This window comes from Actinobacillus minor NM305, assembly GCF_000175195.1.
Classification (GTDB): Bacteria; Pseudomonadota; Gammaproteobacteria; order Enterobacterales; family Pasteurellaceae; genus Haemophilus_A; species Haemophilus_A minor.
Genome location: NZ_ACQL01000098.1, coordinates 36,600 through 52,307 on the forward strand (window position 1 = coordinate 36,600; position 15,708 = coordinate 52,307).

15 protein-coding genes and 1 other RNA gene are annotated in these 15,708 nt (G+C 37.9%); 5 read left to right on the top strand and 11 right to left on the bottom strand.

The features are described 5' to 3' along the window. The first annotated feature begins 28 nt into the window (after positions 1 to 28). Positions 29 to 727 (top strand): LutC/YkgG family protein, encoded by a 699-nt coding sequence (locus AM305_RS06580; RefSeq protein ID WP_005824297.1) that lies wholly within the window; start codon positions 29 to 31, stop codon positions 725 to 727. A gap of 441 nt (positions 728 to 1,168) precedes the next feature. Here the strand turns inward: AM305_RS06580 and dxs are convergent, their stop codons facing one another. The 4 genes from dxs to pckA all read right to left on the bottom strand — a co-directional run bounded on the left by dxs (position 1,169) and on the right by pckA (position 6,779). Further along, positions 1,169 to 3,022 carry a 1-deoxy-D-xylulose-5-phosphate synthase gene (gene dxs / locus AM305_RS06585; RefSeq protein ID WP_005824298.1) on the bottom strand — a complete coding sequence of 618 codons (1,854 nt, stop codon included), beginning with the start codon at positions 3,020 to 3,022 and terminating at the stop codon, positions 1,169 to 1,171. Positions 3,023 to 3,108: 86 nt separating this feature from the next. Beyond that, entirely contained in the window at positions 3,109 to 3,921 is an 813-nt protein-coding gene (suhB, locus tag AM305_RS06590; protein WP_005824299.1) for an inositol-1-monophosphatase, read from the bottom strand. A 145-nt stretch (positions 3,922 to 4,066) separates the two neighbouring features. Next, positions 4,067 to 4,954, bottom strand: a complete 888-nt coding sequence (gene dapA / locus AM305_RS06595; protein ID WP_005824300.1) for a 4-hydroxy-tetrahydrodipicolinate synthase — start codon at positions 4,952 to 4,954, stop codon at positions 4,067 to 4,069. Between the two features lie 214 nt (positions 4,955 to 5,168). After that, the gene (pckA, locus tag AM305_RS06600) at positions 5,169 to 6,779 is read right to left on the bottom strand and encodes a phosphoenolpyruvate carboxykinase (ATP) (RefSeq protein ID WP_005824301.1); all 1,611 of its coding nucleotides are present in this window, start codon (positions 6,777 to 6,779) and stop codon (positions 5,169 to 5,171) included. Between the two features lie 228 nt (positions 6,780 to 7,007). On the opposite strand from pckA, the gene ftsB reads away from it, so the two are divergent. The 4 genes from ftsB (at position 7,008) to ffs (ending at position 8,670) form a co-directional block, all read left to right on the top strand. Then, a complete protein-coding gene (gene ftsB / locus AM305_RS06605) occupies positions 7,008 to 7,289 on the top strand; it encodes a cell division protein FtsB (protein ID WP_005824302.1) in 282 nt (93 codons plus the stop codon). 9 nt (positions 7,290 to 7,298) lie between these two features. Continuing rightward, on the top strand, positions 7,299 to 7,976 hold the full coding sequence (ispD, locus tag AM305_RS06610) for a 2-C-methyl-D-erythritol 4-phosphate cytidylyltransferase (protein ID WP_005824303.1): 678 nt from the start codon (positions 7,299 to 7,301) through the stop codon (positions 7,974 to 7,976). A gap of 12 nt (positions 7,977 to 7,988) precedes the next feature. Then, positions 7,989 to 8,465 carry a 2-C-methyl-D-erythritol 2,4-cyclodiphosphate synthase gene (ispF, locus tag AM305_RS06615; RefSeq protein WP_005824304.1) on the top strand — a complete coding sequence of 159 codons (477 nt, stop codon included), beginning with the start codon at positions 7,989 to 7,991 and terminating at the stop codon, positions 8,463 to 8,465. Positions 8,466 to 8,572: 107 nt separating this feature from the next. After that, positions 8,573 to 8,670, top strand: an RNA gene (gene ffs, locus AM305_RS12020) — signal recognition particle sRNA small type. Positions 8,671 to 8,697: 27 nt separating this feature from the next. Here the strand turns inward: ffs and sodC are convergent. From sodC to AM305_RS06650, 7 genes are all read right to left on the bottom strand, one after another. Beyond that, positions 8,698 to 9,237 (bottom strand): superoxide dismutase family protein, encoded by a 540-nt coding sequence (sodC, locus tag AM305_RS06620; protein ID WP_005824305.1) that lies wholly within the window; start codon positions 9,235 to 9,237, stop codon positions 8,698 to 8,700. A gap of 94 nt (positions 9,238 to 9,331) precedes the next feature. After that, on the bottom strand, positions 9,332 to 9,970 hold the full coding sequence (locus tag AM305_RS06625; protein WP_005824306.1) for a cation diffusion facilitator family transporter: 639 nt from the start codon (positions 9,968 to 9,970) through the stop codon (positions 9,332 to 9,334). 102 nt (positions 9,971 to 10,072) lie between these two features. Beyond that, complete coding sequence (locus AM305_RS06630) at positions 10,073 to 11,107, bottom strand: peptide ABC transporter ATP-binding protein (protein ID WP_005824307.1); 1,035 nt, start codon at positions 11,105 to 11,107, stop codon at positions 10,073 to 10,075. Between the two features lie 17 nt (positions 11,108 to 11,124). Continuing rightward, positions 11,125 to 12,024 (bottom strand): ABC transporter permease subunit, encoded by a 900-nt coding sequence (locus AM305_RS06635; RefSeq protein WP_005824308.1) that lies wholly within the window; start codon positions 12,022 to 12,024, stop codon positions 11,125 to 11,127. Then, positions 12,014 to 12,976, bottom strand: a complete 963-nt coding sequence (locus tag AM305_RS06640) for an ABC transporter permease (protein WP_005824309.1) — start codon at positions 12,974 to 12,976, stop codon at positions 12,014 to 12,016. Before AM305_RS06640 ends, AM305_RS06635 begins: the two co-directional genes overlap by 11 nt. Positions 12,977 to 12,983: 7 nt before the next feature. Then, a complete protein-coding gene (locus tag AM305_RS06645; protein WP_005824310.1) occupies positions 12,984 to 14,666 on the bottom strand; it encodes an ABC transporter substrate-binding protein in 1,683 nt (560 codons plus the stop codon). Between the two features lie 12 nt (positions 14,667 to 14,678). Then, on the bottom strand, positions 14,679 to 15,641 hold the full coding sequence (locus AM305_RS06650; RefSeq protein ID WP_005824311.1) for a sigma 54-interacting transcriptional regulator: 963 nt from the start codon (positions 15,639 to 15,641) through the stop codon (positions 14,679 to 14,681). Between the last annotated feature and the right edge of the window lie 67 nt (positions 15,642 to 15,708).

A 15,708-nucleotide genomic window follows, 5' to 3' on the forward strand; every position in this document is an offset into this window, starting at 1 on the left:
TTGTGGAGAATAATAAAGGAATAAAAAAATGAACCTAGAAAATAGAGAAAATTTTTTAAATAAACTTGCGGCAAAAATGGGAAGACCTCGTCAGTTAGTTCCTGCGCCGATGGAAGCACCTGTGAATGACCATCCAACGACACGTTTGACGCATCTATCACAAAATGAGCTTTGCAATGAATTTATGAATTTTGCCAAAGTACTTTTAGTTGATATTGTTGAAACAAAAGAAGCCGATGTTGCCCAAGCTGTTGTCGAAGTTTGTGAGAAATATGGTGGAAGCAGCGTTGTATTAAATAATGATGCTCGCCTTGAAAATTTAGGAATTACTTCCGCTGTAACAGAAAAATTTGATAGCTATATTTGGGACTTCTCAAAAGGAGAAGAAAACATTGCGAAGTCTGCAGTGGCTAACATTGGTATCGTTTATGGCGAATATGGCTTAGCAGAATCTGGCGGTATCGTTTTGTTTGCAAGCAAAGATAACGGCCGTTCAACCAGTTTATTACCTGAAAAATCGATTGTTGTTGTTCGTAAAAGTACCGTGTTACCACGTGTAGCCCAGTTAGCTCAAATTCTGCATGAAAAAGCTCAGGCTGGAGAACGTATGCCATCTTGCATCAATATCATTTCTGGTCCAAGTGCAACGGCAGATATTGAATTGATTAAAGTGGTTGGAGTACACGGACCTGTTTCAAAAATTTATGTTGTGATTGATGATCTATAATCATTGACTCTAGAAATAAGAATATACTCTACATTAAGTAATCTCATTCAAGGACTAAGTTATGTATTTCATAGAACTTAGTCCTTTTAATTTTTAAATCCCCTTATCCTTGATAACAAAATTCAATTTATTGCTATTAAAAACAAAATATTAACTATAAAAAATATCGTAGATATAACAAAACCTCCCGATAGGGAGGCCAGATTGCTGACAAAGGTTATATTTGAGCAATAACCTAGCACGAGCCGTGCTAGGTTCATTAAGCCCAGCCCCGCTGGGGCTGAAAAAAGAGCCGCAGAGCGGGCTCAGATTAAGTAACCCTATACGGCTCGTATAGGGTTTGTCAACGGTCTAACCTCCCGATAGGGAGGCTTTCAATATCATGGCTCAAGTATGATAAAATGCTTGGCATTTCTGCTTGAAATTTTATCTACTACACTGTTATACAAACAACTTCTGAATTGCTTTTGCTATACCTGTTGAATTTAACCCTAGCATTTCATAAGCTTCTTGCTGAGTCGCTTGAGGGACAAAATAGTCTGGAATACCAAGTATCATAAGCGGTTTAATTTTGCCAATAGATTGCAAATATTCATTTACCGCACTTCCTGCGCCACCTTGAATTGCATTCTCTTCAAGCGTTACCAAATAATCATGACTCTCGGCTAATTCTGAAATTAAATGTTCATCTAGTGGTTTCACAAAACGCATATCCACTAAAGTATAGTCATATTGTTCCGCAACTATTTTAGCTTCATTTAATAATGCACCAAAATTCAGAATGGCAACCTTTTTGCCTTTACGTAAAATACGCCCTTTGCCAATTGTCAAAGGATTCATAGGTTGGAGCTCAACCCCTTGAGCATTTCCGCGAGGATAGCGAACTGCAACCGGTGTATTTAATGTATAGGCGGTATAAAGCATTTGGCGCATTTCATTCTCATCGGATGGCGTCATAATCGTCATATTTGGAATACAACGCATATAACTTAAGTCAAAAGCACCTTGGTGCGTTTGTCCATCTGCGCCTACAATCCCAGCTCTGTCTATCGCAAAAATCACAGGAAGATTTTGAATTGCGACATCATGAATAAGTTGATCATAAGCCCGTTGTAAAAAGCTTGAATAAATAGCAACAACCGGTTTATATCCTGCAATTGCAAGCCCTGCCGCAAAAGTCACCGCATGCTGTTCTGCAATCGCTACATCAAAATATTGCTCTGGAAAACGCTTAGAAAATTCAACCATACCAGAACCTTCACGCATAGCAGGCGTAATACCAATCAATTTGGCATCTTGAGCAGCCATTTCACACAGCCAATTACCAAAAATATCTGAATATGTAGGCACATTTTTCGATTTTGGCAGTTGCCCGCTTGCGGGGTCAAATTTTGGCACGCCATGAAAGCCTATCGGGTCATTTTCTGCCGGAGTATAACCTTTGCCTTTTTTCGTACGAATATGTAAGAACTGCGGGCCTTTTAGCTCTCGCATATTACTTAATGTTTTGACTAATTCTTCAATATTATGCCCATCGACAGGACCGATATAATTAAAGCCAAGCTCTTCAAAAAGTGTGCTTTCCGGAGAGAAAATAACACCTTTCATATGTTCTTCACTTTTCTTCATGAAGTTCTTGATCGTTGGTACTTTATCAAGGATTTTCTTGCTGCCATCACGCACAGTAGTATAAAGTGAACCCGAGAAAATCTGAGCTAAATGATTATTTAATGCACCTACATTCTCAGAGATAGACATCTCGTTATCATTTAAAATAACCAACATATCCGTATGCAATGCCCCTGCATGATTAAGTGCCTCAAACGCCATACCAGCGGTAATAGCACCATCGCCAATCACACAAACCGTTTTACGGCCTGCATTTTCTTTTTCGGCTGCAACAGCAATGCCTAAACCAGCACTAATTGAGGTTGAAGAATGCCCTACGCTTAATACGTCATAAATACTTTCTTCACGCCAAGGGAATGGATGAATACCATCTTTTTGACGAATCGTCTTAATTTGATCGCGACGTCCGGTCAAAATTTTATGCGGATACGCTTGATGTCCCACATCCCAAATCAGTTGATCAAAGGGAGTTTGATAAACATAATGTAAAGCGACCGTTAATTCAACAACGCCTAATCCTGAGGCTAAATGACCACTTGATTGGCTCACGCATTCAAGTAAGTAAGCACGAAGTTCATCTGCAAGCGGTTGTAATTGTTCTTTATTTAGCAAACGCAAATCTTCAGGCGAGTTGATTTTGCTTAGCAAAGGGTATGTATTTTGCATAAGTATTAAAATCCATAAAAGAGTCGCAATACATCTATAACTAAAGCCGTATTCTTACGGCTTATTGATTAAGGGGTATATGCTGATTAATTTTTTAGATCTTCAGTTAAGATTGGTTGGATCGTATTTAAAATTTCTTTAACAACACGAGCTTGACCAACAACAAGATTACCTGATTTTAAGTAATCAGTTCCACCGATAAAGTTAGTCACGATAGCGCCTGCTTCACGTGCAATTAGTTCACCAGCTGCGCAGTCCCAAGGTTTTAAACCAATCTCAAAGAAACCATCTACACGATTTGCTGCCACATAAGCTAAATCTAAAGCAGCAGAACCAGTACGGCGGAAATCTGCTACACCATTATTCATTAAGCCTTCAAGCATATTTAAATGCGCTGGGCGATGTTTAGGATTTTTGAAAGGGAAACCCGTTGCAAGCACTGTACCGGATAAATCACGGCGAGAAGCATCTACACGTAAACGGAATTCGTTTAATTTAGCACCTTCTCCACGAACAGCGGTAAAGAGTTCATTACGAATAGGATCATAAACGACCCCTACTGTTGTACGATTATTTTCACGAATCGCAATCGACACACAGAAGTGAGGTAAACGTTTAACGAAGTTTGTTGTGCCATCTAATGGATCAATTACCCATTGTACACTGCTATTTTCGCCTTCAAGTAAACCAGATTCTTCCCCAATAATCACATGATCAGGGTATGATTTACGAATAACCTCGATAATTGCCGCTTCCGCCGCTTTATCAATTTCAGTTACATAATCATTTGTACCTTTACGAGCAACTTCCATATCTTGAGGCGCTTGCTCATAACCTTTTGCAATAATATTTCCTGCTTTTCGTGCAGCACGAATAGCAATGTTTAACATTGGATTCATATATTTCCACCAGATTTTAAAGAACAGAAAGAGCGAGAATTATAATCAAAATAAACCAATAAAGAAACTGTAAGCGGGTATTTTTCCATAAAAATTTACAAAAATAGGCACAATGATGTGCCTATTTAAGCCTCAATTTGAAGGTTTAAAGTAATCCAGCTTGTTTTAATGCCGCTAATACTTTTGGTTGAGCTTCTTCTGAAAGCGTTGTAAGCGGTAAGCGTAAAGTTGGTTCACTAATTAAACCTAGTTTATAAGCTGCCCATTTCACAGGGATCGGATTTGCTTCTACAAATAAATCATGGTGTAATGCCATTAAGCGTTGGTTAATCACTTCAGCTTCATCAAATTTACCGGCTAAAGCTAATTCACACATTTTTGCCATATCAGCTGTAGCAACGTTATTTGTTACCGAAATCACGCCTTGTCCACCTAATTTCATGGATTCTAGCCCTGTTGCATCATCGCCACTTAAGAAAATAAAGTCATCGCCGGCAAGTTGTTTAATGAGTGGCAAACGGCTTAAATCGCCTGTGGCTTCTTTAACACCTACAATATTTTCAATTTTAGCTAAACGACCAATTGTTTCAGGCTTTAAATCGCTTCCTGTTCTACCTGGTACATTATATAAAATTTGAGGTAAATCCGTTGATTCAGCAATCGCTTTATAATGTAAATACATCCCCTCTTGGGTTGGCTTATTGTAATAAGGTACAACACTTAAACAGCCAGCCACACCACTATTTGCAAGTAATTTCGTCATTGTAACCGCTTCACTGGTTGCATTCGAACCGGTTCCTGCGATAACAGGAATTCGACCATCTGCAAATTCAACCGTTTTCTTAATGACTTTTACATTTTCATCAATACTTAAGGTAGTTGATTCACCCGTTGTTCCCACTGAAACAATGGCGTGAGTCCCCGCTTTAACATGATGTTCAACTAAATTTTTAAGTTCTGCATAATTCACTTCCCCGTGTGTCATTGGGGTAATGAGGGCTACGATACTACCGTGAAATAAAGGCATTGCCATAATCTACTCCTGTGCTCTTATTCTTATGTGCATACTGCTGATAGATTGCAAAATTACATAAAAATATGCAAGTACTTTTTTTATAAAAAGTGAAAAAGAAAAAGGTGTTATTAGATAAAATTTATTTTTTTGATAAAAAATCTGCATCGTATTCACTAGACAAGTCTAATGCGTGAGATGCAGATTTTACCTTTTCTCTTAGGTTAGAATTTACTTAGAGTTTTGGGCCTGCGGCAATAAGCGCTTTACCTTCCTCATTAGTTGCATATTGCACAAAGTTTTTCACAAAGCGACCAGCTAAATCTTCTGCTTTTGCTTGCCATTGTGCTTTATCTGCGTAGGTATCACGAGGGTCTAAAATTGCAGGATCTACGCCCGGTAATGCTTTTGGAATTGCCAAATCAAAAATTGGTAGCGACCCCATTTCTGCTTTTTCGATTGAGCCATCTAAGATAGCATCAATAATGCCACGTGTATCTTTGATTGAAATACGTTTACCAGTGCCGTTCCAACCTGTATTCACAAGATAAGCTTCCGCACCAGATGCTTCCATACGTTTAACCAATACTTCTGCATATCTGGTTGGGTGTAGCGATAAGAACGCTTTACCAAAACAAGCTGAGAATGTTGGTGTTGGCTCAGTAACACCACGCTCCGTACCGGCTAATTTTGCCGTAAAGCCGGATAAGAAATAATATTTCGTTTGTTCAGGTGTTAATTTCGATACTGGAGGTAATACCCCGAAAGCATCAGCGGTCAAGAAAATCACTTTTTTCGCGTGCCCCGCTTTTGAAACCGGTTCAACAATGTTATCAATATGGTAAATCGGATAAGATACACGCGTATTTTCTGTTTTAGATTTATCATCAAAGTCAATAGAACCATCATCACGTACAACCACGTTTTCTAATAACGCATCACGGCGAATTGCTCGGTAAATGTCTGGCTCATTTTCTTCTGATAGATTGATTGTTTTCGCATAGCAACCACCTTCATAGTTGAATACGCCTTCATCGTCCCAACCGTGTTCATCATCACCAATTAATTTACGTTTTGGATCTGTTGAAAGTGTTGTTTTACCTGTTCCTGATAAACCAAAGAACACCGCAACATCGCCATCTTCGCCTACGTTAGCTGAACAGTGCATTGAAGCAATATCTTTAAATGGTAAAAGGAAGTTCATCATTGAGAACATACCTTTTTTCATTTCGCCACCGTACCAAGTACCGCCGATAAGTTGAATCGCTTCGGTTAAGTTGAAGGCAACAAAGTTTTCAGAATTTAAACCTTGCTCTTTCCAATTTGGGTTAGTAACTTTAGAACCATTCATAACCACAAAATCTGGTTGGAAATCTTTTAGCTCTTCTTCGGTCGGGCGAATAAACATATTTTTCACAAAATGTGCTTGCCACGCAACTTCAGTAATAATACGAACGGCTAAACGATGACGAGGGCTTGCGCCACAAAATGCATCAATCACAAACAAACGTTTATTCGATAATTGATGGGTCACGAGATCTTTTAAACTTTGCCATGTGGTTTGTGTCATCGGTTTATTATCATTTTTTACTTCATCTGATGTCCACCAAACATGATCTTTTGTTGTTTCATCGTAAACGATGTATTTATCTTTTGGAGAGCGTCCCGTAAAAATCCCCGTATCCACAGCAACCGCACCGGAAGTCGTTAAACGACCTTTCTCAAACCCTTCTAAATTAGGGTTCATCTCCTCTTCAAATAATTGTTCGTAACTCGGATTGCGGACAATCTCTTTTACATTTGTAATTCCTAATTGTGCAAGTTCTTGCTCAAGACGGCTTAACATAGCATCACCTCATTTGAATAAAAATTAAGATTTAACAACTGAGGCGATTGTAACCACTTTTCTCATAAAAAAATGCCAACTACTTCACATTTTTAGAAAGTGGAGTAATTATTTTTATTTAACTGTACGATAAAACAACACTCCAAACACTTGAAAGTTTTTCTTTTTTTGCAAAATAACGGTAAAATTCAACCGCTTATATTCTTTAAATACGTAACAGGACATAGAATGCGTTTATTAATTGTATTTTTAATCGGCTTATTGAGTTTTTTTCAATATAGTTTTTGGTTTGGCAAAAATGGTTGGACTGATTATCAAGAAGCCACAGCAGAAGTTGCTCAGCTAAAAAAAGAACATGAGAAACTAACTGCTCGTAACGAACTGATTGAAGCTGAAATCCACGATTTAAAAACAGGCGTAAATGCATTAGAAGAAAGAGCTCGACTTGAACGAGAAATGGTTAAATCTGATGAAATCTTTTATCGCATCGTACCTCGTTCCGGGCAATAAGGAGAGAATATGAGTCGTCAAATTGTTGCAGTAATTCCTGCTTCAGGCATTGGTAGCAGAATGAATGCTGCACTGCCCAAACAGTACTTACCTTTATTAGGCAAAACGATTTTAGAGCATACTGTTTCTCTGTTTTTGGAACATCATCAAATAGATAAAATTATTATCGCAGTTTCAGCTGAAGATACCTATTACCAAGCATTAGACTTGTTACATTCAACTAAAATTCAATTCGTTTTAGGGGGAGAAACACGAGCTCATTCGGTATTTAATGCGCTACAAACCATTGATGAAAATGCTTGGGTTTTAGTGCATGATGCAGCTCGCCCTTGTCTCAAGCGGTCTGATTTAGATAAACTTTTACAAATTACGAATGAGCAAGGTGCAATTCTCGCGACCCCTGCTATTGATACCATGAAACGAGCCGAGAATGGCGTAATTTCTCATACAGAAGATCGATCTACGCTTTGGCATGCACTCACGCCACAGTTTTTCCCTGTAAAACAATTAAAACATGCGCTACATCATGCTTTTGAGAAAGGGGAATCGGTCACAGATGAAGCTTCTGCAATGGAATTGATGGGATATCATCCCTTACTTATTAATGGCAGAAGCGATAATTTAAAAATTACTCGCCCAGAAGATCTGGCTCTCGCTGAGTTCTACTTAACGCATTCAACTGAATAAGAGGATAATAACATGATTAGAATTGGTCACGGTTTTGATGTTCACGCATTTGGGCAAGATCGTCCGCTCATGATTTGTGGCGTAGAAGTGCCATATCATACAGGGTTTATCGCACACAGTGATGGCGATGTTGCGTTACACGCCTTAACCGATGCACTCCTTGGGGCAGTTGCATTAGGCGATATTGGCAAGTTATTTCCAGACACCGATATGCAATATAAAAATGCTGATAGCCGTAAATTATTAATTGAAGCCTACCGTCAAGTTCGAGAACAAGGCTACAAGGTTGGTAATGTTGATATTACGATTATTGCCCAAGCACCTAAAATGCGCCCTTATATCGATCAAATGCGTCAAACGATTGCAGAAGATTTGCAATGTGATGTGATGCAAGTAAATGTAAAAGCAACAACAACCGAAAAACTAGGCTTTACTGGCAGAGGCGAAGGCATTGCTTGTGAAGCTGTTGCCCTATTGGTAAAAAAATAAGAATGCTTATTTTATCAGCATTCTTATTGTAAGGGCTTGCCTTATCCTAAAATTTCACTATAATTGCAAGCCTTACGTTTATATTTAAGCGTAATCCTATGGGGGTGTTATTGGTTCCTCGCAACGGTGTTCAGCTTACTTGGTCAGGTTCGGAAGAAAGCAGCCAGAGTTGAAATTTCTGTGTGCCGAGGGGTGCTGGTAACACCCCCACCTTTTTGATTTATGGCATTACTTATTTAATCACACCACAAGCCATTCTTGCGCCGCCACCGCCTAATGGAGCAGGATGATCCGAATGATTATCTCCACCAGCATGAATCATTAAAGCTTTACCTTTAATTTCATTTAGTGATTTTAAGCGAGGTGCTAATACTGGGTTGATTGAATTCCCATCATGATCAACATATAACGCTGGCAAGTCACCTAAATGAGCCTCATCAGACCATGGAGCACCATGCCCTGTTGCTTTATTTGGATTCCAATGCCCACCAGCAGCAAGACCCGCTGTTAATTTCCCATCTTTTTCTTTAGGTTCACAGCTTGGATTTTCATGGATATGAAAACCATGTAAGCCTGCTGTTAAGCCTTTAAGCGAAGGAGTAAAAACTAAACCATATTTCGATTCTGTAATAGATACGGTTCCGACCGCTGTATTCCCTTTTACAGGATCTAATAATTCAATATTTACCGTTAATGGTTCTGCAACTTTTTCTTGAGCAGATAAAGGTAATACAGCAAATGCCAAACTTAATGTAATCAATGTTTTTTTCATAGATGCATCCTTATTTTATCTTGCCAACATGGCTTATTGATTATGCAATGAAAAAAGTCATTCGACAATCCCCTGCAATATTCTTATTTTAATTTTATTGCCCAAGAGCTTTTATAGCTCCTTTGGTTACCTGCCAACCACTGCGTAAAATAATCACACTTAATAATAAACTTGCCACCGCATCCACCCATTGCCATTCGAGAAAATAAGCGAATAACCCTGAAATAATCGCAACAACAGAGCCCATTAAATCTGCCATCACATGTAAATATGCGGAACGAACATTTAGATTCTCATGATCAGCTTTTAGCATAATACGAGCTACAATGATATTCACAATTAATCCTATCGTAGCAACAGCAACCATAGGTAATGCGTCCATTCTTTGTGGTGTTTGTTGTAATCGCTCAATCGCTTCCCAAATAATATAGATAGCAATCAATAACAATGAGCTACCATTTAATACAGCCAACCACTGAGAAATTTTGGGTGATCTAGATGCCAGCCACAATGCTACAATTGCAAGACCAAGCGATAAACTATCATTTGCCATATGACCAGCATCCGCAATTAATGCAAGGCTGTTAAAGACATATCCACCAATAAACTCAACAACCATAAATAAGCTAATAATGCCGAAACTTAATACCAAGATTTTACGATCTTGTGGAATATGTGAATGTTGATGTTCTGAATGTTCATGATCATCATGATGAGTATGCAAATTGGACATAATAACCTCTTAAAGAATGAATATTAAAAGCATCATAATCATAAAGCCTGTAGTCACTACAAGGTCAAGATAAAATTTTGCAATATAAAAATAGATTTTAAACTACTCAATTTCGCTAACAACAACAGGTTCAAAATCGCTCTTCTTACTGATATTCACGTCTTTAAAATTAATCGGAAAATGACAAGCAAATTCACGCTGTTTATATTTTCTTAAACTTGGTTTTTGTACACATTTTTTTTGAGCAAAAGGACAACGTGGTCCAAGACGACATCCTATTGGCATCTCTTGTAACATAGGCACAGTCCCTTTTAACGTATTTAAACGACTTTTTACCACAAAAGGCTGTGAAAAATCAGGCATGCTATGGATTAAAGCTGATGTATAAGGATGAAATGGTCGTTCTAAAACATCTTCTTTATTCCCCATTTCAACGGTTTGTCCACAATATAGAATATTAAATGAGTCAACCCAACTACTCATATTTTTCATATCACTACTGACGAGTAAAATTGAAGTCCCCAAGTTTTTATTCATACTTGATAATAAGCGATAGATTTGTAGTTGTGTTGTTGCTTCCATTGTATTTGTGGGCTCATCCGCCACAAGTAGTCTTGGTTGATTTGCAATTGCCATTGCGATCATTACTTTCTGAGCTTCACCTTCTGTGACATCACTAGGGTAACTTTGCATAATATCTTTATGATCACGGATACCTACTCGGTGCAATAATTCAATAGCTTTTTTCTTTTTCCAACCAAACCACTGCCACCATTTTCCTTTAAATCGAATGCTCTGAATAAGCTGTTTACCAATACTTTTACTTGGATCTAAACTCATCAAAGCATCTTGGAATACCATCGAGATTTGTTCGCCAATTAATTTTCTTCGTTGATGTGGGGAAAGTTTTAGTAGCTCAATATCATTAAAACGAAATCGATCTGCTCGGATAATCCAATCATCTTTAACGACACCACAAATCACTTTCGCAATTAAACTTTTTCCCGAGCCGGATTCACCCACTAATCCGCAAATTTCGCCATCATCTAAGGTAAGATTGATATTATCAACCATCTTGACTCGACCATGAGGTGTATCAATTTCAATGCTAAGATGTCGGATATCTAAAAGTGCCATATCAATATAATTCCATCTTATAAGGAAACATTACGATATTTCGTAAGAACCCGAATAATGTTGTTGCTTAATAACGTAATAATTAAAATACTTAAGGTAATCGCTAATCCAGGGAGAATAATCGTCCACGGTGCAATATAAATCAGTTCCGCGGAATCTCTAATCATCGCCCCCCATTCCGGCGTACCACTTGCTGCGCCTAATGCAATAAAACTTAATGCACTAATATCCAAAATTGTAAACGCAAAATACATAGATAACTCCTTGGTCGCCACGTTCATGACATTTGGTAAAATAACCTCTTTGACCAAAGTTTTATGATTGGCACCATCTAAACGTAAAGTTACCACATACTCTCGCTTAAGCTCCGCTTGAGTGACCTGATAAATTCGATGGATAAAATGAGGAAGTAATGCCAAGAAAATCGCAAACATTGCATTAATTAAACTCGGTTCCATCAATGTTGCAATAATAATCGTGATCAATAGAGCCGGAATGAACAAAAACGTATCAAACAAATGGCTTAAAAAAGAAATTGATTTTCCTTCATTTAATCCAGCCCAAATACCAATAATCCCCCCTACTGTTGCAATGAGAAAACAAACCACGAGTGAAGATCCAACTGTATAATAGAACCCTGCAAGAATACGGCTAAAAATATCTCTTCCGAGATCATCTGTTCCCATAAAATGATTAATCTGTCCTTTAGCATCCCAAGAAGGCGGCATTAGTTCTTTTCCAACAAACTGTTGGTCGGCATGATAAGGTGCAATTAAATGACCAATTAATACTAAGATCAGTAAGGCAATAAAAAGATAAAGACTAATCAATGCCGCTTTATCGTTCCTAAAACTTGACCAAAAGCGACTTATTTGATTGATTTCTCTAAATTGTTCCGGTTCTCGATTATTTTGCATACCAATCCTTTTTCTGTGAAGGGTCTAAAAGGGTTTTGATTAAACTCGTTAAAAGGTCCACAAATAAAACAAAAGAGCCGATGACCACAACGCCGGCTGAGATCACATTATAATTTTGAATAGCTAATGCATTTACTAGCCAGCGTCCAATGCCTCCCCAGCTGAAAATATTTTCAATTAACATACCAAAAGCAAAAATAACCGTAAAATGTCGAGCGATAGTCGGAATTAATGCCGGCACAGTATTTCCTAAAACATGTGTTCGCCAAATATGAAAAGCGGAAAGCCCACGGGTTTGAGCGACTTTAATATAATTCTGCTTCAAAACATATTCTGCCCTTTCCTGCGTAAAACGCATGACTTCTAAGGTAGAAGGAATACCTAAGACTAAGGTTGGCAAAACCAAATGGTGTAATGCACTCTGTATCATTTTAAGTTTATATGGTGAATCCGTAGAAAAAATATCTAAAATCCGAAACCCTGTAAGCGGTTGAATTTCATAAATAGGATGCAATTCCCCCACGGAAGCAATTCCCCAGTGGTTTATTGAAGCATAATAAAGCAATAATAATGCTAACCAAAATACAGGAACGGCTAAACTTAGCGAACCTGCAACGGTTAAAAGTTTTCCGATGGTTGTTTTACGAATATAGGCAACAAAGAATCCTAACGGAATCCCCAGCAAGAGGGAAAGCAACAATGCCGATAAACACAATGTAATTGTCGCCGGAAATACGCTTAATACTTGAGCTGTAAGCGGTTCACCATTGCTATAACTGATCCCTAAATCAGCATGCAACAGTCCTTCAACATATTTAAAATAGCCTAATATAATTGAGTCATTACCTAAAGAATTCAGTGGATCTCGTAAAAGAATACTGTAACTGATTAAAGAAAGGATGCTCAATGTAATTAGCGTTAAGAAACATTTACGACATAAAGCTAATAACATAATGAAATTAATTTTGTTTATTTATTTTTAACCGAAGATCAGCCAAACGAACTTGTCCATAAGGGCTTACTTCAACATTATCCACGCGATCATTAACCAATAACAACCGCTTTGTATTAACAATCGGGATGATTGGTACTTCAGAAGCAATTTTACTTTGCATGAGCTGATACATTGTATCTCTAACCTTCACATTTTTGCTTAATTTTGCAATGTTTAGCCAGAAATCAAATATAGGACGACACCAATTCGCCAAGTTAGTCATATCATATTGTGATGCACAAGAAAGAATTGGTGCGAGAAAGCCATTTGGATCAGAATTATTCGCTAGCCACCCTGTTAAAATTAAATCATAATCTGCATTACCGATATCATTTTGTTGAATCACATAAGCCCGACTAACTGCTTTTAATTGAACCTCAATACCTTGCTGTGCTAACGCACTTTTTATCATTTCAGCCATTTTCATCGGATGCAAATTAAATACTCTTTTCTCATCAACGACCCAGAAAACGAGAGGCTTTTGCACTCTTTGAGGTTTAAATGAAACATCAAAATTACCTTTAGAGTAAGCCTGTTGCCACAATGTTTTAGGCAAAATCTGTTCTGCAACACTCGCACTCCCGAAAAAAAGTTTATCTGCAATACGTTTACGATCAATCGCCTTTGAAATTTGCTGGCGTAATGCGAGATCTTGCACCGCTGGGCGCTGCATATTAAATGCAATAAATGCCAAATTAGCACCATCATTCTCAACAATTTGTGAAGGTTTTACTTGTGTAAGTTGGCTAGGTTCTGGAAATGCCACGATATCGCATTCTTTATTCAAAAATTTAGCCATTCTCCCTGTCCCATCGGAAGAAAAATCCACAACGATATTCCCCACCTTAGCCTTTTTTCCCCAATAATGAGGATTAGGCTGCAAACGAATATAATCATTTTGCGTATAGCTCACTAGTTGATATACCCCCGTTCCTACGGGTAACGTATCAAGCTGAGATAAGTTTTCGTCTGCATTTAATTGCAAAGCATATTCTTTCGATAAAATAACTGCATATTGGCTTGCTAAGTGTGAAAGTAATGCATGATCAGGCTCTGCCAATTCAATTTTAACAGTCATATTGTTTACTGCCGAAACACGCGCAATTTTTTTCTTTAATGCAATACTTTCAAAATAAGGAAAATGAACTAAATTCGCTTTATTTCTGTACGCTCTTTCTTGAGTTTGATGGAAAGCGCTTCCGTCATCGCTCACTCGGTTTAACGCGGGTAAATCACCGACAAGCCCCATCATCCGATTTAAAGAGAAAATCACATCTTCGGCATTTAATTTTCGAGTCGGAGTGAACCATTTTGTAGAATGAAATGCGACATTTTTACGAAGATATAAGGTAATTACCTTCCCATCATCGCTAATACTATATCTTTCCGCTAAAGCCGGTTTTAACTTATTTGAAGATGGCTCTAGCTCAAATAATTTATCGTAAATTTGGTCTGTCACCACATTCATATTTGCCCCCATATCCGCTGTTTGCGGATTGAAAGAAAAGCCAAACCCATTCGTACAATAAATAAGGCTTTGGTTATATAACTCACTTGGAATACGGGGGGCGGCAAAAATTTTAATACTCAAACAAATACATGTAAAAAAAACGAAAAATTTAATCGCTTGTCGATGAAAACTATACATTCTTTTCTTACTCTATTCTGGTTTACCAATCCCATAAGCACGTAATTTATTGGCTACTGCCGTATGAGAAATCCCTAGTCTTTGCGCCAATTTACGTGTACTTGGATATTCTGCATAAAACTTACGTAACAATGCGGCTTCATATTCAGCCATAAGTTCATCTAATGTCCCCGTTTCAGGTAACGAAACAACCGAAGAGCCCGAAGATTGACTTGGTAAATTGAGATCTTTAGGCGAAAGGCGGTAACTATGCGATAAAGTACAAGCTCGATAAATCGTATTATAAAGTTCACGTAAATTGCCAGCCCAATGATAATGACGCAACGCATCTAAAAAGTCTTGATCATATTCAAGTTTACTAATCCCTAATTGTTTACAACTTTCTTCGATAAAATGTTCCGCTAACAAAGGCAGATCAACCAATCTTTCTCGTAAAGGTGGTAATGTTAATGTCAAAACATTTAAGCGATAATAAAGATCTTCTCTTACACGACCTTCTGCCACGAGCTGTTCTAGCGGTTTTTGACTTGTACAAATCACACGAACATTCACTGAAATTTCTTGATCTGCGCCCACTCGGCGAAAAGAGCCATCATTCAGAAAGCGTAATAACTTTGCTTGCATTTCAAGTGATAGTTCCGCAATGCCATCAAGTAAAACCGTACCACCATTGGCATATTCAAAGAAGCCTATACTTTCTTTACCGCCACCATGATGACCAAACATCTCTGTTTCCGCCTCATCTTCTGGCAATCCAGCACAATTTACTGCAATAAATTTTTGATCACGGCGTTGGCTAAATTGATGACAAGCCTTTGCCATTAAATCTTTCCCGGTTCCTGTTTCACCTTGAATTAATAAAGGGGCATTTAAAGGCGCAAATTTTTTTGCCTGCTCAATGACCGCTAACATTTCCGGCGATTGCGTTAAAACTTGATCAAATGGCTGATTAAAAATTGATTGCTGCGTACTCATATCAAAATGTCCATAATATAGTCATGCCTAAATCATACTCTTAAAACATCTAGTTGGAAAGTTTTGT